The sequence below is a fragment of the Pseudomonas sp. genome (genome assembly GCF_030147005.1).
In the GTDB taxonomy this organism is placed as follows: domain Bacteria; phylum Pseudomonadota; class Gammaproteobacteria; order Pseudomonadales; family Pseudomonadaceae; genus Aquipseudomonas.
In genome coordinates this window covers 1-22,338 of sequence record NZ_JASLAW010000118.1, presented here as the reverse complement: position 1 = coordinate 22,338, position 22,338 = coordinate 1, and the positions used below count along the sequence as shown (strand labels likewise).

Here is a 22,338-nt window from a genome sequence, read left to right as displayed (position 1 = left end):
CTCGCGAATGCGGTGTATCAGTTAACACACCTGATACTGACAAACCGCTTTCGCGAGCAAGCCCGCTCCCACTTATTTTGACTGTGTAGCCTCTGGAAACATCGCTTCACAGAACCGCAACAAAATCGCTACAAAATACTTAGGCCGCTACCTATCAACCGCCCGTCAGCCCGTATATAAAGTCACCCCACAAATCAGGCAGAAGGACGATTGACCGTCCTTAGGCTTTACTGTTGACACAACGGGTTGCAATTACGCATTTTGTCTCAATTGCGCAGGCTCGGACTCAGGCGCAGCATGTCCAGCCCCGCGTCCACCCAGCGCTCGGCGTCCTGATGCAGTTGAAAGCTTTCAGGCACCAGCAGCCACTGGCCGATAAGGCCGTGGATGTAGGCATGAATGCACACCGCAGCACGGTTGGTATCGAGACTTTCCGGTAATTGCCCGCGATGCACCGCGTTACGCAACGTCAGGCCGATACGCAGGTTGCACTCCAGGCTATGGGCCTGGCGCTGGCGGCGCATGTCACACATTTCATCGGTGAACTCGCACTTATGAAACAGGATCTCGTTGATGCGCCGGGTTTTCGGGTCCAGGGCCACTTGATGATAGAGATGAATCAGCAGTTTGCGCATGCACCCCAACGGATCGACCTCATCCTCGCTTTCACTCGCCCGAGCCAATTCATCCAGGGGTTCGTGCAGCGTGTCGAGCAGGGCCTGCAGCAAATCGGACTTGTTACTGAAATGCCAGTAGATGGCACCGCGCGTCACGCCGGCCAGGGCGGCGATGTCCGCCAGCGTGGTCCGTGCAACGCCACGCTCATAAAAGGCTTGCTCGGCGGCTTGGAGGATCTGGCTGCGCGTTTCCTGAGCTTCCTCTTTGGTGCGACGAACCATGGCAGTAAAACCTCAATCAGAACACTGGGGACTATCGTTAACGCAACGTTAATAGACGTGAACGATCATCTGAATAATTGTGGGACGACACCGTCATGGGCGCCGAACGTACTAAAATCGAGGCTTTGGACGTTGCTTTGTCAACATTGCGCCAAGCCTGTCAAGAGTTTACAAACAACCATGAACGTAAGTATATTGCGTAGCAAGCTACTTATCCACTCACGGCTTGTTTTTCACCCTTCCACACTTCTTGTGCGCACTCTGCGCGCCTGACCCGAGGATCTTCATGCAACTTAAGCCAGCTGTTACCGCTCTGGTCACTGCCGTCGCCCTGGCATCGCTGCTCAGCGGATGTAAAAAGGAAGAAGCGGCTCCGCCCGCTCAAACCCCTCAGGTCGGCGTGGTCACTATTCAACCTCAAGCCTTTACCCTGACCACCGAGCTGCCAGGCCGCACCACGGCCTACCGCATTGCGGAAGTGCGCCCTCAGGTGAACGGCATCATTCTCAAGCGCCTGTTCAAGGAAGGCGCCGACGTGAAGGAAGGGCAGCAGCTCTACCAGATCGACCCGTCGATCTACGAGGCAACACTCAAGAGCGCACAGGCCAAGCTGACCCAGACCAAGTCGATCACCGATCGCTACAAGCAACTGGTCGATGAGCAAGCCGTCAGCCGCCAGGAGTACGACACTGCCGTTGCCGACCGCATGACCGCCGAGGCCGACCTGCAGAGCGCGCAGATCAACGTGCGCTACACCAAAGTGTTCGCGCCGATCTCCGGGCGTATCGGTCGCTCCGCGGTCACCGAAGGCGCGCTGGTCAACAACGGCCAGACCGACGCCATGGCCGTCATCCAGCAACTGGACCCGATCTACGTCGACGTCACACAGTCCTCGGCTGAAATGCTGAAACTGCGTCGCGACCTGGAAAGCGGCCAACTGCAAAAATCCGGCGACAACGCCGCCATGGTCAAGCTGACCCTGGAAGACGGCAGCGACTACAGCCAGCAAGGCAAGCTGGAGTTCTCTGAAGTATCGGTCGACCAGACCACCGGTTCCGTGACCCTGCGCGCCGTGTTCCCTAACCCTGATCATGTGCTGCTGCCCGGCATGTTCGTGCATGCCCAGCTGCAAGCCGGCGTGAACAGCAAGGCCATTCTTGCGCCGCAACAGGGCGTGACCCGTGACCTCAGGGGCATCCCGACGGCGCTTGTCGTCAATGCCGAGAACAAGGTCGAGCAGCGTGAGTTGGTGGCCAACCGCACCGCAGGCGCCTACTGGCTGGTGGAGAAAGGCCTCAACGCCGGCGACCGCGTCATCACCGAAGGTTTGCAGTACGTCAAGCCGGGCGCCGAGGTGAAGGTCACGGAAGCCGGCAATGCCAAGCCCGCCGGTTCTGCCGCTCCTGCTGCCGCTGCTGGCAAAGGGGAGTAATCCATGTCGAAATTTTTTATCGACCGTCCCATTTTCGCCTGGGTAATTGCCCTGGTGATCATGCTGGTCGGGGCACTGTCGATCCTGAAGTTGCCCATCAACCAATACCCGGCCATTGCGCCAACCGCCATTGATATCCAGGTGACCTACCCAGGCGCGTCCGCACAAACCGTGCAGGACACCGTGGTGCAGGTCATCGAGCAACAGCTCAACGGTATTGACAACCTGCGCTATGTGGCCTCGGACAGTAACTCCGACGGCAGCATGACTATCACCGCGACGTTCAACCAGGGTACCAACCCGGACATCGCCCAGGTTCAGGTGCAGAACAAACTGAACCTGGCGACCCCGCTGCTGCCGCAAGAAGTGCAGCAGCAGGGTATTCGCGTGACCAAGTCGGTGAAGAACTTCCTGATGGTGATCGGTCTGGTGTCGGAAGACGGCAGCATGACCAAGGACGACCTGTCCAACTACATCGTGTCCAATATCCAGGACCCGATCTCCCGTACCTCGGGTGTGGGTGACTTCCAGGTCTTCGGTTCGCAGTACGCCATGCGTATCTGGCTCGACCCGGCCAAGCTGAACAACTTCCAGCTCACGCCAGTGGATGTCAGCAACGCCATCAAGGCCCAGAACGTGCAAGTGGCCACCGGTCAACTGGGCGGCCTGCCTGCCCTGCCCGGCACCCAGCTGAACGCCACCATCATCGGCAAGACTCGCCTGCAAAGCGCTGAAGAATTCGCCAAGATCCTGATGAAGGTGAATGCCGACGGTTCGCAAGTGCGCTTGGGCGACGTTGCGCGTATCGAACTGGGCGGCCAGAACTACAGCATCAGCGCGCAGTTCAACGGCAAGCCGGCTTCCGGTATGGCGATCAAGCTGGCCGCCGGGGCGAACGCCCTGGACACCGGTAAAGCGATCCGCGCCACCGTGGCATCCCTGGAACCGTTCTTCCCGCCTGGCATGAAAGCCGTGGTGCCGTATGACACGACCCCGGTGGTGACCGAATCGATCTCCGGTGTGGTTCACACCCTGGTCGAAGCGATCGTGCTGGTGTTCCTGGTGATGTTCCTGTTCCTGCAGAACTTCCGCGCCACCATCATCACCACCATGACCGTACCGGTGGTATTGCTGGGTACCTTCGGGATCCTGGCGGCGTTCGGTTTCACCATCAACACCCTGACCATGTTCGGCATGATCCTGGCCATCGGCCTGCTGGTGGACGATGCCATCGTGGTGGTGGAAAACGTCGAACGGGTCATGGCCGAGGAGCACCTGTCGCCCAAGGAAGCGACGATCAAGTCCATGGGCCAGATCCAGGGCGCTCTGGTGGGTATTGCCCTGGTGTTGTCGGCGGTGCTGCTGCCGATGGCGTTCTTTGGCGGTTCCACCGGTGTGATCTACCGTCAGTTCTCCATCACGATTGTGTCGGCGATGGCGTTGTCGGTACTGGTTGCGCTGATCTTCACCCCGGCCTTGTGCGCCACCATGCTCAAGCCGATCGATCCGGAAAAGCACGGCCAACCCAAGCGCGGTTTCTTCGGCTGGTTCAACCGCACCTTCGACAGCGGCGTACTCAAGTACGAGCGCGGCGTAGGCTCGATGATCAAGCACAAGATCCCGGCCTTCCTGGTGTATGTGCTGATCCTGGTCGGCATGATCTGGATGTTCACGCGTATTCCGAGCGCGTTCCTGCCTGAAGAAGACCAGGGCGTGATCTTTGCCCAGGTGCAGACACCGGTGGGCGCCTCGGCTGAACGAACACAAAAAGTCATCGACGACATGCGCGCATTCCTGCTGCATGACAAAGAAGGCGAGCCAGGCGAAGGCAAGGCCGTGAAGTCGGTATTTACCGTAAACGGCTTTAACTTCGCCGGTCGAGGCCAGAGCTCGGGCCTCGCGTTCGTGATGCTCAAGCCGTGGGACGAGCGTGATTCATCCCAGTCGGTGTTCGAAGTGGCCAAGCGTGCCCAGGGTTACTTCTTCGGGGCCTTCAAGGACGCCATGGTATTTGCCATCGTGCCGCCTTCGGTTCTGGAATTGGGTAACGCCACCGGCTTCGACGTGTTCCTGCAAGACCAGGGTGGCGTCGGCCATGACAAACTGATGGCAGCCCGTAACCAGTTCCTCGGTGCGGCGGCCCAAAGCAAGATCCTGGCGGGCGTGCGGCCCAACGGCGTGAACGATGAGCCGCAGTACGAACTGACCGTCGATGACGAGAAAGCCAGCGCCCAGGGCATCAGCCTGGCGGACATCCAGCAGACCCTGGCTATCGCACTGGGCGGCAGCTACATCAACGACTTCATCGACCGTGGTCGGGTGAAGAAGGTGTATGTACAAGGTGACGCCGCCAGCCGTATGTCTCCGGAAGACCTGGACAAATGGTACGTGCGCGCCGACTCCGGGAAGATGGTGCCGCTGTCGGCCATCTCGTCGGGCAAATGGATCTACGGCTCGCCGAAGCTCTCGCGCTATAACGGTGTAGCGGCAATGGAAATCCTCGGTACCCCGGCGCCTGGCTACAGTACCGGTGACGCGATGGCAGAAGTCGAACGCATTGCCAAGGAACTGCCGGCCGGCGTCGGTTATGCCTGGACAGGCCTGTCGTACGAAGAACGTCTGTCCGGCTCCCAGGCACCTGCGTTGTATGCCCTGTCGTTGCTGGTAGTGTTCCTGTGCCTCGCGGCCTTGTACGAAAGCTGGTCGATCCCGATCGCGGTGATCCTCGTGGTACCGCTGGGTGTGATCGGTGCACTGATCGCCACCAGCATGCGCGGCCTGTCCAACGACGTGTTCTTCCAGGTGGGCTTGCTGGTAACGGTGGGCCTGGCGGCGAAAAACGCGATCCTTATCGTGGAATTCGCCAAAGAGCTGCACGAGCAAGGCAAAGGCATCGTCGAGGCGGCCATCGAAGCGTCCCGCATGCGTCTGCGCCCGATCATCATGACGTCCATGGCGTTCGTGCTCGGCGTATTGCCACTGGCGATTTCCACTGGCGCAGGCTCAGGCAGCCAGCATGCGATCGGTACCGGCGTTATCGGCGGTATGATCACAGCCACTGTGCTGGCGATATTCTGGGTGCCGCTGTTCTACGCAACCGTGTCCTCCGCCGGCGAACGCAAAAAGAAAGACACCACTGAAACTCCTAAAGAGGCTGGCCAATGAGCAAGTCGCTACTTTCCCTAGCCGTCACCGCCTTCGTGCTCAGTGGCTGCTCGCTGATCCCTGACTACCAGCGCCCCGAAGCGCCGGTGGCGGCGCAGTTCCCGCAGGGGCCGGCGTATTCGTCGGCCCAGGCGCCGGGCCAGGCTGCCGCGGAGCAAGGCTGGAAGCAGTTTTTCCATGACCCTGCCCTGCAACAGCTGATCCAGACCGCGCTGGTGAACAACCGTGACCTGCGCGTCGCGGCCTTGAATATCGACGCGTATGCGGCGCAGTACCAGATCCAGCGTGCCGACCTGTTTCCGGCCGTCTCGGCCACCGGCAACGGCAGCCGTTCGCGTACTCCGGCGCGGCTGTCGCAGACCGGCGAATCGACCATCGCCAGCCAGTATTCGGCCGGCCTGGGGATCAGTTCCTATGAGCTGGACCTGTTCGGTCGCGTGCGCAGCCTGAGTGAAGAAGCGCTGCAGAGATATTTCGCCACCGAAGAAGCGCGGCGCAGTACCCAGATCAGCCTGGTGGCCAGTGTGGCGAATGCCTACCTGACCTGGCAGGCCGACAAGGAACTGCTCAAACTGACCCAGGACACCCTCGGCGCGTTCGAGCAGAGCTACAAGCTCACCTCGCGCAGTAACGAAGTCGGCGTGGCCTCGGCCCTCGAGCTGAGCCAGGCGCGTACCTCGGTGGAAAACGCCCGTGTGCAACTGGCGCGTTACACCCGCCAGGTGGCCCAGGACGAAAACAGCCTGACCCTGCTGCTGGGCACCGGCCTGCCGGCGAATATCGCCAGCAAGCCCCTGTCCGATGACCTGCTCAGCGAAGTACCGGCCGGCTTGCCGTCGGACCTGCTGCAACGTCGTCCCGATATCGTTCAGGCCGAGTACAACCTCAAGGCCGCCAACGCCAACATCGGTGCGGCCCGCGCGGCATTCTTCCCAAGCATCAGCTTGACCGCCAGCGCCGGTACCGCCAGCCCGAACCTGGGCGGCCTGTTCAAAGGCGGCTCGGGCACCTGGGCGTTCGCCCCACAGATCAACATCCCGATCTTCAATGCCGGTAGCCTGCGCGCAAGCCTGGACTACTCGAAGATCCAGAAAGAGATCAACGTGGCCAACTACGAGAAGGCCATCCAGACCGGCTTCCAGGAAGTCTCCGACGGCCTCGTCGCGCGTGCGACCTACAAGCAGCAGTTGGATGCACAACGTGGCTTCGTCGCCGCCAACCAGGACTACTACCGCCTGGCCGAGCGTCGCTACCGCATCGGTGTGGACAGCAACCTGACCTTCCTCGATGCCCAGCGCCAACTGTTCAGTGCCCAGCAATCGCTGATCACCGACCGTCTGGCGCAGCTGACCAGCGAGGTCAACCTGTACAAGGCCCTCGGCGGTGGCTGGAACGAGCAGACCGCAAAAAACGAGCCGGTGAAAGAAGAAGCGCCAGAACTGAAATTATTCTGATCGTGACGCCCTGAACATGACCGCCTCCCTTACCGGAGGCGGCTTTTTTTCTGCAGTCTTTTGCTCATCATTATCGTGAAGCCAGGTAAAAGGGTTGTAACAGGGTAAACAAATACACATGACAGCTTCAACTTCCAGCTAAGCATTGACCTGAACTTGAAATTGTTGACTTTTAACATGATAGACAACTTCCTTTGTACTATCGCGCGGATAAAACAAAACATTAAAATCAAACTCCGCTATAAACCAAAGTCCGTCAATGTCTTCAGTAACCTTTTTAACGCGAAACTCGCCCGATGGATCTCCAAAGGTCCCGTCAGCAAAGTCACTTATTTCGAAAAAAGTAAAGACGTGCCCAGGCTCGCTGTCCCCCGATATAATGTATTTACTGTAACTGGTAAGGTCTTCACCACGAAACTGAAGGAATGCAGGGTTTCCGGCATCTTTCGGCTTGCATTGAATATAATAGTTTCTTTTTTCATCATCATATAATTCAAAATGAATATCGTCCAAATCAAGTCTTATGTAACCCTCCCCGTCAATGGTCATCTCCAACTCACAGTACGACGGCACTGGCTGCTTGCCAATACGATTGGATGCACCTCCAACCGAATCCACCTCCACGTGCTTAACCATCGCGCCACCCTCCAGAAAGTATATTCGACAATACAGTCGAAAAATAACACCGCGCATCCGCTGCCTACAACTGTCAGACTTAACAGGTAGGCATGACACGAACGAGCTCTTAAGATCCTATATTTAGCCCTGACACTCTTATAACTTAAGCTCATTAATTACATTGATATAAGAGCAATGACGTTCACGCAGCGCCCACACCTCCCCGATTGAACCGCCCCGTATCGCTGACCTCCGTGGACGCCACCCGCATACCGCGCAACTCCAGCATGCGCCGTGACGCCAGCAACAATGAATTCGATGAAAACCGGTTGATCGTCAGCTACCCGATAAGTCTGCTGTAAACCGGCGCCACAGTTACTGTATGGTGCGCGCCTGCCGCTGCTGATCGCCCTGGCAGCGGCCCTTTATTCGGGCACGCGCACAGCATGAAAACCTTCGCTGCAACAATCGCCGTGGTTGCCCTGGCCCTGAGCCTGGGTGGCTGTATCAGCGCGCCCATCGCCCTGACGCCGCAGACTGAACAACGTCTGCTGGCCCAAGCGCCGATCCGCTTTTTGCTGACCTTCGATGACGGCCCCAGCGCCTCGGGCTATAACAACCCGAGCCGTTCGGTAGTGGCGGACCTTGCCAATAATCCGGTGCTACCGGGGATCAAGGCGGTGTTTTTCGTGCAGACCGAAGCCGCACGTTCAGGTGGCAGCGCGCGAGGGCGCAAGACCATGGAGCGTGAATATGCCGCCGGCCATGTGCTGGGCTTTCACACCGCAACGGCGTTTCATACCAACCACCGCTGGCTGAACGACGCCGAGCTGGAACGTACTCTCACCGAAGGTGCGGCAGACATCGCCGCCATTACCGGCGCGCCACCGGCGCTGGTGCGCCCGCCGTTCTGGAATTTCGACCGCCGCACCTTTGCCGCCTACCAGCGTCACGGCATGCACGTGCTGCTCACTGACCTGAGCGCCAATGACGGCAAGATCTGGGGTTTCAATGCCAGCCCGCGCCGCCGCGCCAACCTGTATCGACAGCTCTCGGTGGTGCGCGAACGCATCGCCCTGGGTGAGCTGCCGACGGTGGACGGCGTGATCCCGGTGGTGGTGACATTCCACGACATCAACCGCTACACCGCGCGGCATATGCAGGAGTACTTGCAGATCCTGATGGACAGCGCGCGGGTCAACAGCCTGAAAACCGCCGCCGAACCGTTCTACACCGACCACGCCGCACTGGCGCGCGCGGCGCTGGCACGAACCGTCAAGAATGTGAACGAGCCGGTGCATCTGCCGGGGGTGTGGAATCTGCTGTGGGACGCCGATACACACTGACACACTGACACACTGACACACTGACACACTGATTTCAGTGTGGGGGCTGGTGCCTGAAAACGACACGGTTTGTCAGTTCAATCAATGTGATGCAATCGCAGGCAAGCCAGCGCCCCCATTTGATCGTATTTCACGTTCAGTCTTGCTCGCGCGACTCCACACCCAACTCATCCCACACCGACTCCGCCAGGTGAAACGTCGCATTCGCCGCCGGTATGCCGCAGTAGATAGCGCTCTGCATCAGCACTTCCTTGATCTCGGCACGCGTCACGCCGTTGCTGGCGGCGGCGCGTAGATGCAGTTTCAATTCTTCATTGCGGTTCATGCCGATCAACATCGCAATGGTGATCAGGCTGCGGGTGTGCCGAGGCAGGCCGGGCCGGGTCCAGATATCGCCCCAGGCGTGGCGGGTGATCATGTCCTGGAACTCGCTGTTGAACTCGGTCAGGGCATTGAGGCTGCGGTCGACATGGGCTTCGCCCAGCACCTCGCGGCGCACTTGCAAACCCTCGGCATAACGTTGTTTCTCGTCCACGAAAAGCTCCTCAGCGGCCCAGCAGAAATTCAATGACGCGGTCGCTGAATGCAGCGCCGGCCTGCACATTGGACAGGTGCGCCGCATAGAACTCAGCGTATTCGGCGCCCCGTACATGGTTCTGGATAAAGTGGCCGCCGGCCGGCGGTGTGACTGCGTCTTCAGTGCCGGCAATCACCAGGGTCGGTACGTTGATCGACGCCAACTGCTCGCGAAAATCCGCATCGCGCACCGCCGCGCAGTTGGCGGCATACCCCTTGGGCGAGGTGGCCGCGAGCATGTCGGTGATCTGCCTGGCCTGGTGTGGGTTGGCGGCGGCAAAATCGGCGGTGAACCAGCGCGCTATCGAGGCATCGCGCAGTGCGACCATTGCCGCCGCGCCATCGCGCAGAACCATTTCGATACGCGGGTTCCACACTTCAGGCGTGCCGATCCTGGCAGCGGTATTGCACACCACCAGGCGGTGCAGGCGCGCCCCCGCGTTGATGCCCAACCACTGGCCGATCAGCCCGCCCATGGACAGCCCGCAAAAATGCGCGCGCTCGATGCCCAGCGCATCCAACAGCGCGATCACATCACGGCCCAGTTGTTCGATGCTGTAGGACCCCTCGGTGACCAGGGACTTGCCATGGCCTCGAGTGTCCAGGCGCAGCACCCGAAAATGCCTGGTGAACGCCGGGATCTGGATGTCCCACATATGCAGGTCGGTGCCCAGCGAGTTGGACAGCACCAGTACCGGCGCATCGGCGGGCCCATCGAGTTGGTAATGCAGGTCGCCCTCGGCGAGTTGTACGAAAGCCACAGCGGTCTCCTTACGCGGTCAATCCAAAGTGTTCGGTCACGGCGCGGCTGACCCAGGTTTGGGCCTGGCCCAGGTAGTTGGCCGGGTCGAGCAAACGGTCCAAATCGGCCGACGACAACTCGGCGGTGATCTGCGGTTCATCGGCCAGCACCGCACGCAAATGGCGCTGCTCGGCGACGGCGCGTTTGCAGCACCGCTCCAGCAGGTGGTGCGCGGTTTCACGGCCCAGGCGTTGGGCAAGCACGCTACTGACGGCTTCGGCCAACACCAGGCCTTGGGTCAGGTCGAGGTTGTGTGTCATGCGCTCGGCATCCACTTGCAGCCCTTCGCTGACCAGCAATGCCTGCTCCAGTGCACCCGATACCAATCGGCAGATTTGCGGCAAGGTTTCCCACTCGGCATGCCACAGCCCCAGGCTACGTTCATGCTCCTGGGGCATGGCACTGAGCATCGTCGCCACCAGGCCGGGAACGCGGGTCGCGGCGCTGATCAGTACGGCGGCGCCGACGGGATTGCGCTTGTGCGGCATGGTCGACGAACCACCCTTGCCCGGCGCCGAGGGCTCGAACACCTCCGCCGCTTCGGTTTGCATCAGCAGGCTGATATCGCGGCCCAGCTTGCCGAGGCTGCCGGCGATCAGGCCGAGCACGCCGGCAAATTCCACCAGACGATCACGCTGCGTGTGCCAGGGCTGTTCGGGCACGCTTAGTTGCAACTCGACGGCCAAGGCTTCGGCCACGGGCATGGCGTGTTCGCCAAGCGCGGCCAGCGTGCCGGACGCACCGCCGAACTGCAGCACCAGCAGGCGCGGCTTCAGTTCGGCAAGGCGCTGGCGACTGCGCGTGACCGCGCCGAGCCAGCCGGCGATTTTCATTCCCAGGGTAACGGGCGTAGCGTGCTGCAGCCAGGTGCGCCCAGCCAAGGGTGTCAGCGCATACCGCTGCGCCTGGGCCGCCAATACGTCGCCCAGACGCGCCAAGTCCGTTTCGATCAGCGCCACCGCGCGACGCAGTTGCAGTACCAGCCCGGTGTCCATCACATCCTGGCTGGTGGCGCCAAGGTGCACATAGCGCTCGGCCCCGGCGTCTTCAGCGGCAATCAACTTGCCCAGCGCTTTCACTAATGGAATGGCAGAGTTGCCGGCGATAGCAATCGCCACGCTGAGGGCATCCACGTCATACAACGAGGCCAGGCAGGCCTGGGCAATCGGTGCCACGGCGGCCTGCGGAATCAACCCAACCTGAGCCTCGGCCCGGGCCAGCGCGGCCTCGAAATCCAGCATGCCCTGCAAACGGCCCTGGTCACAGAACACTTCGGCCATGCTGTCAGCGGTGAAGTAAGCGTCGAACAGTTGGTTGCTCGTGCGCAGTGTCATAACTCATCCCTTACAGATCATGGTGCAAATAAGCGGCCTGCTTGGGCAGGCGCAAGCTGAACAGGAAAGCCACCGCCATCATCGCGGTGACGTACCAGTAGAAGGTATTTTCCATGCCGATGGACTTCAGGCTCAACGCAACCACTTCCGCCGAACCGCCGAACACCGCGTTGGCCACGGCATATGCCAGGCCCACGCCCAACGCACGCACCTGGGGCGGGAACATCTCCGCTTTGACCAGGCCGCTGATGGAGGTGTAGAAGCTGACGATCGCCAGGGCCAGGGTAATCAAGACAAAGGCCAGGAACGGACTGGTGACGGTTTTCAGGGTGAGCAGGATCGGCACCGTGAACAGCGTGCCCAGGCCGGCGAACCAGAGCATGGAATTGCGCCGGCCGATCTTGTCGGCCAGCATGCCGAACAGCGGCTGCATGCACATGTAGAGAAACAGCGCGCCGGTCATGATGTAGCTGGAGGTCTTGGCGTGCATACCGACGGTGTTCACCAGGTACTTCTGCATGTAGGTGGTGAACGTGTAGAAAATCAGCGAGCCGCCGGCGGTGTAGCCCAGCACCGTGATGAACGCTTTGCCGTGGTCACGGAACAGCGCGACGATACTGCCGGCGTCCTTGTCTTCGCGCATTTCCTTGCTGGTGGTTTCTTTGAGGGTGCGACGCAGCAGCAGGGAGATCACCGCCGCAATGGCGCCGATCACGAACGGAATCCGCCAGCCCCAGGCACGCAATTCTTCTTCGGTGAGGATCTGTTGCAGGATCACCACCACCAGCACCGCCAGCAGTTGCCCCCCGATCAGGGTTACGTACTGGAACGAGGCGAAGAAGCCGCGCTGGCCCTTGAGCGCCACTTCGCTCATGTAGGTTGCCGTGGTGCCGTACTCGCCACCCACCGACAACCCCTGGAACAGCCGCGCCACCAACAGCAGCGCCGGGGCCCAGGCGCCGATATCGTTGTAGGTAGGCAGGAAAGCGATGACCAGGGAACCGGCACACATCATCAGCACCGAGATCATCATTGAGTTCTTGCGGCCGTGCTTGTCGGCCACCCGGCCAAACAGCCAGCCGCCGATAGGCCGCATCAGGAACCCGGCGGCGAACACGCCAGCGGTATTGAGCAACTGGACGGTGGGGTCGTCCGACGGAAAAAACGCCGGGGCAAAGTAAATGGCGCAGAAGGCATAGACGTAGAAGTCGAACCATTCGACCAGGTTGCCGGAGGAAGCACCGACAATCGCAAAAATCCGTTTGCTGCGTTCTTCTCCGGTGTAGTGACTCGTTGTTGTTGTCATGTTTTTTACTCAGTGGGAACGGTTATAGCCTAGACATACTTTGCAACAACCACGTTCCGCAAGCCGCCAATTCAGTAGTCGAAGAACACCGTTTCCTTATCGGTGCCCTGCAACACCACATTCCACTGATGCACACCGTCTGCATCCGGCTTGGCAATCAGCGTACCGCGACGCTCGGCAGGCACACACGCCAGCAAGGCGTCATCTCCATTCAACGCTTCACCGTCAAAGTAAATCCGCGTCAGCAGATGCTTCACCAAGCCACGGGCAAACACCAGCACCACCAGATGCGGCGCCTGGGTGGTGCCCCGCAGTCCTGGCACGCTGCCCGGCTTGATTGTGGTGAAGCGAAAGCGCCCTTGCGCATCTACCGGCACGCGGCCGAAGCCTTCAAAGTTGGGGTCCAACGCTTTGTCTTGCTCGTCTTCCGGGTGGTCGTACTTGCCGGCAGCGTTTGCCTGCCAGACTTCCAGCATGGCGTCGTTGACGACATCACCGTTGCCGTCCACCACTTGCCCGCTGATGGCCACACGCTCGCCGAGGGTGGCGGCGACGGTCAGGTCTTCGCGGTTCAGCCAGGTCAGGCCGATGTGGTAATACGGCCCGACGGTGTGGGACGTGGTTGCGTAAAGACTCATCTCATTTCTCCATCGGCGTGGCGTCGCGGCCGCGCAGGACGATGTCCCAACGGTAGCCGAGGGCATAGGAAGGAATGGTTTTTTCCAGGTCGAAACGGGCGATCAGGCGCTGCTTGGCGCTGGCGTCCGGCACGCAGTTGTAGATCGGGTCGTATTCGAGCAGCGGGTCACCGGGGAAATACATTTGCGTGACCAGGCGCGTCAGCACACTTGGGCCAAACAGCGAAAAGTGGATATGCGCCGGGCGCCAGGCGTTGTGGTGGTTGCCCCACGGGTAGGCGCCGGGCTTGATGGTCTGGAACTGGTACCCGCCATCGGCGTCGGTGACGGTACGCCCGGTGCCGGTGAAGTTCGGGTCCAGCGGCGCATCGTGCAGGTCGCGCGGGTGGTTGTAGCGACCGGCGGCGTTGGCTTGCCAGATCTCCACGAGGATGCCCGGCACCGGCAGGCCGTTTTCGTCCAGCACCCGCCCGTGAATGATGATGCGCTCGCCCTGGGGCTCGCCTTCATGCTGGGCGGTGAGGTCGTTGTCCTGGGCATTGATCCGCTCGGCACCGAGGGTCGGGCCGGTGATTTCCGACAAGGAATGGGGCAGGAACACCAGCGGCTGGGACGGCGAGCGCAAGTTCGTCGACTGGTAGGCCGGGTGCAGGTAATCAGGTTGAGTGCCCGCATGCGGGCGCCGGTAACCAGGCTTGTCACTCATGAATCAATCCTCTTTTATTAGATGCGTTCAATGGCCAGGGCCAAGCCTTGGCCGACGCCCACGCACATCGTCGCCAGGCCTTTGCGGCCGCCGTTTTTTTCCAACTGATGCAGAGCCGTCAGTACCAGCCGAGCGCCGCTCATGCCCAGGGGATGGCCAAGGGCAATGGCGCCGCCGTTGGGGTTGACCTGCGGCGCGTCGTCGGCGATACCCAGTTCGCGCAGCACCGCCAAGCCCTGGCTGGCGAAGGCTTCGTTGAGCTCAATCACGTCAAAATCGGTGACCGCCAGGCCCAGGCGCTCCACCAGTTTGCGCACCGCCGGCACCGGGCCGATGCCCATCACACGCGGGGCGACGCCGGCACTGGCCATGCCCAACACGCGGGCGCGTGCCGTGAGGCCGTGTTGCTTCACGGCGTCGCCTGAGGCGAGGATCAGCGCGGCAGCGCCGTCGTTGACCCCCGAGGCATTGCCGGCGGTAACGGTCTTGTCCGGGCCATTCACCGGTTTGAGTTTGGCCAGTGCTTCCAGGGTGGTGTCCCGGGGATGCTCGTCGTGCTCCACCAGGGTTTCGCCTTTTTTATGAGCGACCCGCACCGGCACGATTTCTTCGGCGAAGAAGCCGGCGGCTTGCGCGGCGGCGGTACGTTGCTGGCTGCGCAGGGCGAACGCGTCCTGGTCGGCGCGAGAAATGTTGTAGTCGCAGGCGACGTTATCGGCGGTCTGCGGCATCGCGTCCACACCGTACTGGGCTTGCATCAAGGGGTTGATAAAACGCCAGCCAATGGTGGTGTCTTCCAGTTTCATGTTGCGCGAAAACGCAGCGTCGGCCTTACCCATCACGAACGGCGCGCGGGACATCGACTCGACGCCACCGGCAATCGCCAGCTCCATTTCGCCGCTGGCAATCGCGCGAAAAGCCGTGCCGATGGCGTCCATGCCCGAGGCGCACAGGCGGTTGAGGGTCACGCCTGGCGTACTTGGCGGCAACCCCGCCAGCAGCAGCGCCATGCGCGCCACATTACGGTTGTCTTCGCCGGCCTGGTTGGCGCAGCCGAGGAACACTTCATCAACAGCATTCCAATCGACCGTCGGGTTACGCGCCATCAGTGCCTTGATCGGCAAGGCCGCCAGGTCATCGGCGCGTACCGTGGACAGGCCACCGCCGAAACGGCCGATAGGGGTTCGGATGGCATCACAGATAAATACATCGCGCATCAGGCTTCTCCCGGCGCTTGGCCATGGGCGGCAGCGGTGCGTGCTTCAAGGTCACGCAGGGCGCTGAGTTCAACGTCCGTCGGTTCGGTGGTTATCTCGACCTGGTCGGCAAACCGAATGGCCCAGCCGGTCGCCGCCACCACGTGTTCGCGGGTTACCCCAGGGTGCAACGCGGTGACTACAAACTCATGGGTGCCCTCTTCCGGCTCCATGATGCACAGGTCGGTGATGATGCCGACGGGACCGGCGCCCGGCAGGCCCAAGCGTTTACGCGAATCCCCGCCTTCGCCGTGGCCGACCGAGGTGATGAAGTCCAGTTTGTCGACAAATGAACGGGCCGACTGTTTAAGGATGATCAACACGCTTTTGGCGGAACCGGCAATCTCCGGCGCGCCGCCGGCACCCGGCAAACGCACCTTGGGCTGGTGATAATCGCCGACCACGGTGGTGTTGATGTTGCCGAAACGGTCAACCTGAGCCGCGCCGAGAAAGCCGACGTCGATGCGCCCGCCTTGCAGCCAGTAACGGAAGATTTCACCGGTGGGCACCACCGTGTCGGCGGTTTCCGCCAGCTCACCGTCGCCGATGGACAGCGGCAGCACCGATGGCTTGGCGCCGATCGGGCCGGACTCGTAGATCAACACCACGTCCGGCGACGAGGTCAGGCGCGCAAGGTTGGCCGCCTTGGACGGCAGGCCGATGCCGACGAAGCAGACCGCGCCATTCTGGAGGCGACGCGCGGCGGCGACGGTCATCATTTCATTGGTGGAGTAAGCCATCACTTGGCCTCCTGCTGTGCGGTCAGCTTGGCCTGGAATTCACTGAAGTCGGCGGTGCCGTAAATGTATTCGTCGATCCAGGCGGTAAAGGTCCCACGGTCGCGGGCAATCGGGTCCCACGCCTGGTAGAAACGGTTGTCACGTTCGTTATAGCCGTGGGCGTAGGACGGGTGCGCGCCACCCGGTACATGGCACACCGCAGTCAAAGCCCAGGTCGGCAGCACGCAGCTGTTCATCGGTGCATTCAGGTCGTCGACGATTTCCTCGACGGTGACGATGCAGCGCTTGGCCGCCAGGGCCGCCTCCTTCTGCACCCCGAGAATGCCCCAGAGCAGCACGTTGCCCTTGCGGTCGGCCTTTTGCGCATGGATCACCGTCACATCCGGGCGTACCGACGGCACTGCGGCCAGCACTTCGCCAGTAAACGGGCAGGTGACGGTTTTGATCAGCGGGTTGACCTTGGGCAAGTCGGAACCGGCGTAGGCACGCAACACCGCAAACGGCAGGCCGGATGCGCCGGCGACGTAGGCATTGGCCAGGTCGGCATGGCTGTGTTCTTCGATCTCCAGCGGCTGCGGCCAGTGTTTTTCCACGGCGTCGCGCAGACGATGCAGGGAACCCACGCCAGGGTTGCCGCCCCAGGAGAAAATCAACTTGCGCGCGCAGCCGGCACCGATCAACTGGTCGTAGATCAGGTCAGGGGTCATACGCACCAGCGTCAGGTCTTTCTTACCCTGACGAATGATTTCATGACCTGCGGCCGTGGGAATCAGGTGAGTAAAGCCTTCGAGAGCGACGGTATCGCCGTCGTTCACGAAGCGCTTGACCGCATCACGCAAGGTGAGGATGTCAGCCATGGGGTTGGGCTCCCGGTGTTGATCGAAAAAGGCGCTGAGGTGGCGCCGAAGTGCTTGAAGATTAAGCCGGGCAAATGGGTCGAACAATCCGATAATCGACTCAGTGTTCGGTTATCGAACAGATTGTTGCTTGGCTAATTATCTGGTGTGAACGGTCAAGGTGAGAGCTGGCTTGCCTGCTCTTACAGCAAGAGTGTCGCCCTCAGGTGGCGTCGGCGTGGCTGACCATGCCCTTGATCAGCACGGCTGCCGTGGCCAAAGCCGCCGGAATCACCAGCGCCGTCAGCACTTGTTCGAAATTCCAGCCCAGACCCAACAAGGCAGCGCCCATCCACGCACCCAGAATTGCGCCGAAACGTCCAATGCCGAGCATCCACGAAACGCCGGTGGCGCGGCCTTGGGTTGGGTAAAAGCGCGCCGCCAGGGAGGGCATCGCCGATTGCGCACCGTTGACGCACATCCCGGCAATCAGCACCAGGGTTGCCAATAAGGTGATGTTGCCCAGGCTCTGCCCAACCGCGTAGGCAAACACCCCGGCCAGCAGGTAGAACGTGCCAATCACCTTGTGCGGGTTGAACCGGTCCATCGCCCAGCCCACGCCCACTGCGCTCAACACGCCGCCGAACTGGAACAAGGCACCGATAAACGCGGCCTGTTCCATGCTGGCGCCACTGTCGCGCATCAGGGTGGGCAGCCAACTGGTGAGCAGGTAAACAATCACCAGGCCCATGAAATAGGTGAGCCACAGCAACAGCGTGCCGGCGCTGTAGGTGCCGGAGAAAATCACCGCGAACACGTTGCGCGCCTTGACGGTTTTTTGCTCCGGTACGCTGAAGCTGCTGGCCTGGCCGACGATACTTGGTTCAATGGGTGACAGGGCCTTGCGCACCTTGTCGATGCCACGGTTGCGCACCACCAGGTAACGCGCCGATTCCGGCAACCACACCCACAGCACCGCGGCCAGGATCAACGGCAAGATGCCTCCAATCAGCAGCAGGCTGTGCCAGCCGAAGGCCGGAATCAACTTGGCCGAGATAAACCCGCCACCGGCCATGCCCAGGTTGAAGCCGCAGAACATGCTGGTCACCAACAGCGACTTGTGCCGCTCGGGGGTGTATTCGGAGAGCAGCGTGGTGGCGTTGGGCATGCCGGCGCCCAGGCCCAGGCCCGTCAGGAAACGCAACACCAGCAGTTGGTCGACGTTATTGCTATAGGCCGAAGCCAGGCTGAAGGCACCAAACACCAGCACCGCGCCCACCAGCACGCCTTTGCGCCCGAAGCGGTCGGCCAGCGGGCCGGAACCCAGCGCGCCGAACACCATGCCGATCAACGCGGCGCTCATCACCGGGCCGAGGCTGGCGCGGTCGATGCCCCAGTCCTGAGACAGCGCGGGCGCGATAAAGCCCATGGCGGCCGTGTCGAGGCCATCGAGGAACACAATCAGGAAACACAGAATCACCACACGCCATTGATAACGTGACAAGGGCTGGGCATTGATGAAGGACTGCACGTCCAAGGTAGTACCGACAGAGGGCTGATTCATTATTTTTATTCCACACCGATGGCGGGCAGCGACCTGGGGTCGCCATTATTATTGGAGCGCGCTCGGGAGCGCTGCCGCACATTAATAAGCCAGGGGAAACAGCGTCAATTGATCAAGCCGGGATCTGTGCGATCACCGAACACTTAGGCGAACAGCTGGGCGCTCAGCTCGCGACTGGCGCTGAGCATGCTCGGCAGGAAGCGCTGCTCCAGCTCACTGCGGCTGACCCGCCCGGCATGGGTACTGACATTGAGCGCGGCCAACACCTGGCCGGACGCGTCATAAACCGGTACGGCGATTGAACGCAGGCCCTGCTCCAATTCCTGGTCGACGACGCACCAGCCCTGCTGACGTACTTGTTGCAGGCACTCGAACAAGGCTTCGGGCGTGGTCAAGGTGCGACTGGTCTTGGTTTGCAGGTCGGCGTGGTCCAGGTAATCCCGCAACGAAGCATCGTCCAGCGCGGCAAGCAGGATGCGGCCCATGGAGGTGCAGTACGCCGGCAAGCGGCCACCCACGGAAAGGTCCACGGAAATCAGGCGCTGCGTGGTGGCGGAACGGGCGATATAAAGAATATCGTCGCCTTCAAGAGTCGCCATGTTGCAGGCTTCATGAAGCTGTTCGCTCATGCGGTCCAGATAAGGCTGGGCCGACACGGCCAAGGGTGTCGAGGATAAATACGCGTGGCCAAGCGTCAGCACCTTGGGCAGCAACGAGTAGGTACGGCCATCGGTGGTGGCGTAGCCGAGCTTGATCAAGGTGTGCAGGCAACGGCGCACGGCGGCGCGCGGGATTTCAGTGCGATGGCTGATTTGGGCGATGGTCAGGTGACGCTTGCGCTCCTGAAAGGCTTGCACCACAGCCAGGCCGCGGGCCAAAGAGGTCATGAAGTCCGGATCACCGGTGAAGGCCTGGATGCGCTTGGCGGGTGAAGCCACGATCGGCGGCGCCACTGACGCAAATGAGTTCCGCAATTGATCGTTCATTTCAGGGATCCTTTTTCTTGTTTTCAACCACAGAAGGGCTGGCTGCTATTACTAGCCGCGCCGGTAGCGATGTACAAGGCAGGGGCGGCAAGATTGGGCGATTATCGGACGGTCATCCGATTATCGCAATTTCCGGCTGCCAGGCCTGCTTCAGCGCCTTGCCCAAGGAATGCCAGCTGCTTAGCGGTAGATAGTTCAACCGACACTTACGAGGTGATATAACAAAGCTCGCACATGAAGTTGAAGCTTTTAACTTTACGCCGATAGCGTTATTCATAGGCGTCGCTATAATGCAGTCAGTCCTGTTTACTATTGGGATCAGCGCTCGCCCGGCACCGGACGGCGTGCGCAGGGTCGATTAAAGTATCGGATTGAAAAAGCGATCTCAGGTCCCTACTTCAAACTTGGGCAGGGCGTCTGTTCAAGTTGGCACACCCCGAGGCTGCCTTTTGGCATGACGCCGCACCATTATCAAACTCAACTTAATTAGGTAAAACTGTGACGAAAGATGAACTGCGCGCGGAACTTGAGCGCCAGGAACAACGTTACAAGGACGTTTACGGCGGGGAAATCACCACCTACGCCGCCCAACCTGAGCCGGAACGCAAGCCATGGCGCAAGCGCGCCAGCCTGCTGGACCAGGCATTCGCTCAGGAAATCCAGAAGATCGAGCAGGAACTCAAAGCTGAAGAGCCCTAGCGCTTTGGGTTGAGCCTCCAGCGTATTGCTGTCTCTGCCGGTCCACCACCGGCGGAGGGCGGCGCATGTCAGCCGCCGCTGGTCGGCGCCCTACTGCTGCCAACGAAATTTCATACAAATGTTTCACACATGACGTTTTCGTGACGAAACCGCGTCTTTTCGCGCCCCGGCTTTAAAAATCAAAGACTTGCCAAAGCCCCGAAAACCCTGGGATGCGCCTGCTCCACCGGATTTTTTTCAAAGTAGATTGTTACCGATGAGCAGCTAATGCATCGATTACCGAGGTTTTCTGGCATAATCGCGCCCCCTTACGACCGGGTCAGAAAACCTTCATGATCGATTTATTCAGCGGACTGGATGCTTGGGTTCTAGTGAGCCTGTTGCTCGCCCTGGCCTTTGTCCTCGCCTTCGAGTTCATCAATGGCTTTCATGACACCGCTAACGCGGTGGCCACAGTCATCTATACCAAAGCCATGCCGCCGCATCTGGCCGTGTTCTTCTCCGGGGTGTTCAACTTCCTCGGCGTGTTGCTCGGTGGTGTGGGTGTCGCCTATGCCATCGTGCATTTGCTGCCGGTGGAGTTGCTGATCAATGTGAACACCGGCCATGGTTTGGCGATGGTCTTCTCATTGTTGGCAGCGGCGATCACCTGGAACCTGGGCACCTGGTACTTCGGTATCCCCGCCTCCAGCTCGCACACCTTGATCGGCTCGATCCTCGGTGTGGGCCTGGCGAACGCCCTGATCAACGATATTCCCCTGGCTGACGGTGTGAACTGGCAGAAAGCGATCGATATCGGTGCGTCCCTGGTGTTCTCGCCGATGGCCGGCTTCCTGGTCGCTGCCCTGGTGCTGCTGGGACTGAAGTGGTGGCGCCCGCTGTCGAAGATGCACAAGACGCCGGATCAGCGCCGCAAGCTCGACGACAAGAAACACCCGCCATTCTGGAACCGCCTGGTCCTGGTGATTTCCGCCATGGCTGTAAGCTTCGTGCACGGTTCCAACGATGGGCAGAAAGGCATCGGCCTGATCATGCTCGTGCTGATCGGTATCGTGCCCGCGCAGTTCGTACTCGACCTGGGCAGCACCACCTACCAGATCGAACGTACCCGCGATGCTACGGTGCATTTGAGCCAGTTCTACCAGCGCAACAACGCCACCCTCGGTGAGTTCCTGGCCCTGGGCAAAAGCGTGAAGGACGATCTGCCGGGCAAGTTCCAATGCAACCCGCAGCAGACCGAGCCGACTATCAACGCACTCGTTGATACGCTCAAAGGTGTTTCCGACTACCACGCCTTGAGTGCCGACCAGCGTATTGAAGTCCGTCGTTACCTGCTCTGCCTGGACGACACCGCAAAGAAAGTCGGCAAGCTGCCTGGCCTGGATGCGCGTGAAAAATCCGACCTCGACAAGCTGCGCAAGGACCTGACCGCCACTACCGAGTACGCACCGTTCTGGGTGATTCTCGCGGTCGCACTGGCCCTGGGCCTGGGCACCATGGTCGGCTGGAAACGCGTGGTGCTGACCATCGGTGAGAAGATCGGCAAGCAGGGCATGACCTATGCCCAAGGCATGTCGGCACAGATCACCACCGCCACCATGATCGGCTTTGCCAATATCTTCGCCCTGCCGGTGTCCACCACCCACGTGTTGTCTTCCGGCGTGGCCGGTACCATGGTCGCGAACAAAAGCGGCCTGCAAGGCGGCACGGTCAAGACCATCCTGATGGCTTGGGTGCTGACCTTGCCGGCAACCGTGGGCCTCTCGGCCGGGTTGTTCTGGCTGGCGTCCAAGGCGCTGGGCAGTTGATCTGCCGCCTGCAATGAAGAAGGTGCGATTCGCGAGAATCGCACCTTTTTTTACGCCTGGACACGGAACAAAAATGTGGGAGCGGGGGTGCGCGCCGAAGGGGTGTGTAAGTCGGCAAACGCAGTTGATGGCGCAACCGCGTCGCCAGCAAACCCCCGCCCCCCAAGGGGGAC

General features: G+C 60.7%; 19 protein-coding genes and 1 pseudogene. 7 read left to right on the top strand and 13 right to left on the bottom strand.

The annotated features are described in order from the left end of the window. Positions 1-266: 266 nt before the first annotated feature. Entirely contained in the window at positions 267-899 is a 633-nt protein-coding gene (locus Q1V60_RS10620) for a TetR family transcriptional regulator (protein ID WP_065886175.1), read from the bottom strand. 286 nt (positions 900-1,185) lie between these two features. On the opposite strand from Q1V60_RS10620, the gene Q1V60_RS10615 reads away from it, so the two are divergent. Genes Q1V60_RS10615 through adeC form a run of 3 tightly spaced genes read left to right on the top strand, consistent with a single transcriptional unit; the run spans position 1,186 to position 6,950 of the window. Next, entirely contained in the window at positions 1,186-2,331 is a 1,146-nt protein-coding gene (locus Q1V60_RS10615) for an efflux RND transporter periplasmic adaptor subunit (protein ID WP_300630067.1), read from the top strand. Between the two features lie 3 nt (positions 2,332-2,334). Next, positions 2,335-5,496: an efflux RND transporter permease subunit gene (locus Q1V60_RS10610; protein WP_300630065.1), complete on the top strand. Its 3,162-nt coding sequence runs from the start codon at positions 2,335-2,337 to the stop codon at positions 5,494-5,496. Then, a complete protein-coding gene (gene adeC, locus Q1V60_RS10605; RefSeq protein ID WP_300630064.1) occupies positions 5,493-6,950 on the top strand; it encodes an AdeC/AdeK/OprM family multidrug efflux complex outer membrane factor in 1,458 nt (485 codons plus the stop codon). The genes Q1V60_RS10610 and adeC overlap by 4 nt, the downstream gene beginning before the upstream one ends. Before the next feature lie 138 nt (positions 6,951-7,088). On the opposite strand, the gene Q1V60_RS10600 is transcribed toward adeC, so the two are convergent. After that, a complete protein-coding gene (locus Q1V60_RS10600; protein ID WP_300630062.1) occupies positions 7,089-7,586 on the bottom strand; it encodes a hypothetical protein in 498 nt (165 codons plus the stop codon). 257 nt (positions 7,587-7,843) lie between these two features. Here Q1V60_RS10600 and Q1V60_RS10595 point away from each other — a divergent pair. Beyond that, a pseudogene (locus Q1V60_RS10595) lies at positions 7,844-7,930 on the top strand (hypothetical protein); the annotation flags it as partial. An 84-nt stretch (positions 7,931-8,014) separates the two neighbouring features. After that, positions 8,015-8,914, top strand: coding sequence for a polysaccharide deacetylase family protein (locus Q1V60_RS10590; RefSeq protein WP_300630061.1), 900 nt, complete (start codon positions 8,015-8,017; stop codon positions 8,912-8,914). Positions 8,915-9,050: 136 nt separating this feature from the next. On the opposite strand, the gene pcaC is transcribed toward Q1V60_RS10590, so the two are convergent. The 11 genes from pcaC to pcaR all read right to left on the bottom strand — a co-directional run bounded on the left by pcaC (position 9,051) and on the right by pcaR (position 19,658). Continuing rightward, complete coding sequence (gene pcaC, locus Q1V60_RS10585; protein WP_300630059.1) at positions 9,051-9,449, bottom strand: 4-carboxymuconolactone decarboxylase; 399 nt, start codon at positions 9,447-9,449, stop codon at positions 9,051-9,053. A gap of 10 nt (positions 9,450-9,459) precedes the next feature. After that, complete coding sequence (pcaD, locus tag Q1V60_RS10580) at positions 9,460-10,251, bottom strand: 3-oxoadipate enol-lactonase (RefSeq protein ID WP_300630058.1); 792 nt, start codon at positions 10,249-10,251, stop codon at positions 9,460-9,462. Positions 10,252-10,261: 10 nt separating this feature from the next. After that, positions 10,262-11,626: a 3-carboxy-cis,cis-muconate cycloisomerase gene (locus Q1V60_RS10575; RefSeq protein WP_300630056.1), complete on the bottom strand. Its 1,365-nt coding sequence runs from the start codon at positions 11,624-11,626 to the stop codon at positions 10,262-10,264. A gap of 10 nt (positions 11,627-11,636) precedes the next feature. Continuing rightward, positions 11,637-12,932, bottom strand: a complete 1,296-nt coding sequence (locus Q1V60_RS10570; protein WP_046071353.1) for an MFS family transporter — start codon at positions 12,930-12,932, stop codon at positions 11,637-11,639. Positions 12,933-13,003: 71 nt separating this feature from the next. Then, positions 13,004-13,570: a protocatechuate 3,4-dioxygenase subunit alpha gene (gene pcaG, locus Q1V60_RS10565; protein WP_300630053.1), complete on the bottom strand. Its 567-nt coding sequence runs from the start codon at positions 13,568-13,570 to the stop codon at positions 13,004-13,006. A gap of 1 nt (position 13,571) precedes the next feature. Then, positions 13,572-14,276, bottom strand: a complete 705-nt coding sequence (pcaH, locus tag Q1V60_RS10560) for a protocatechuate 3,4-dioxygenase subunit beta (RefSeq protein WP_300630051.1) — start codon at positions 14,274-14,276, stop codon at positions 13,572-13,574. A gap of 17 nt (positions 14,277-14,293) precedes the next feature. Beyond that, entirely contained in the window at positions 14,294-15,496 is a 1,203-nt protein-coding gene (gene pcaF, locus Q1V60_RS10555; RefSeq protein WP_300630071.1) for a 3-oxoadipyl-CoA thiolase, read from the bottom strand. Then, positions 15,493-16,275: a CoA-transferase subunit beta gene (locus tag Q1V60_RS10550; RefSeq protein ID WP_300630050.1), complete on the bottom strand. Its 783-nt coding sequence runs from the start codon at positions 16,273-16,275 to the stop codon at positions 15,493-15,495. The genes pcaF and Q1V60_RS10550 overlap by 4 nt, the downstream gene beginning before the upstream one ends. Beyond that, positions 16,272-17,129 carry a CoA transferase subunit A gene (locus Q1V60_RS10545; RefSeq protein WP_300630048.1) on the bottom strand — a complete coding sequence of 286 codons (858 nt, stop codon included), beginning with the start codon at positions 17,127-17,129 and terminating at the stop codon, positions 16,272-16,274. Before Q1V60_RS10545 ends, Q1V60_RS10550 begins: the two co-directional genes overlap by 4 nt. 202 nt (positions 17,130-17,331) lie before the next feature. After that, positions 17,332-18,672: an MFS transporter gene (locus Q1V60_RS10540; protein WP_300630047.1), complete on the bottom strand. Its 1,341-nt coding sequence runs from the start codon at positions 18,670-18,672 to the stop codon at positions 17,332-17,334. Positions 18,673-18,815: 143 nt separating this feature from the next. Then, entirely contained in the window at positions 18,816-19,658 is an 843-nt protein-coding gene (gene pcaR, locus Q1V60_RS10535; RefSeq protein WP_300630046.1) for a pca regulon transcriptional regulator PcaR, read from the bottom strand. Between the two features lie 498 nt (positions 19,659-20,156). Between pcaR and Q1V60_RS10530 the strand changes: the two genes are divergently transcribed. Next, a complete protein-coding gene (locus tag Q1V60_RS10530) occupies positions 20,157-20,357 on the top strand; it encodes a hypothetical protein (protein ID WP_181285158.1) in 201 nt (66 codons plus the stop codon). A 332-nt stretch (positions 20,358-20,689) separates the two neighbouring features. Then, positions 20,690-22,165 (top strand): inorganic phosphate transporter, encoded by a 1,476-nt coding sequence (locus Q1V60_RS10525; RefSeq protein ID WP_300630044.1) that lies wholly within the window; start codon positions 20,690-20,692, stop codon positions 22,163-22,165. Positions 22,166-22,338: the final 173 nt, after the last annotated feature.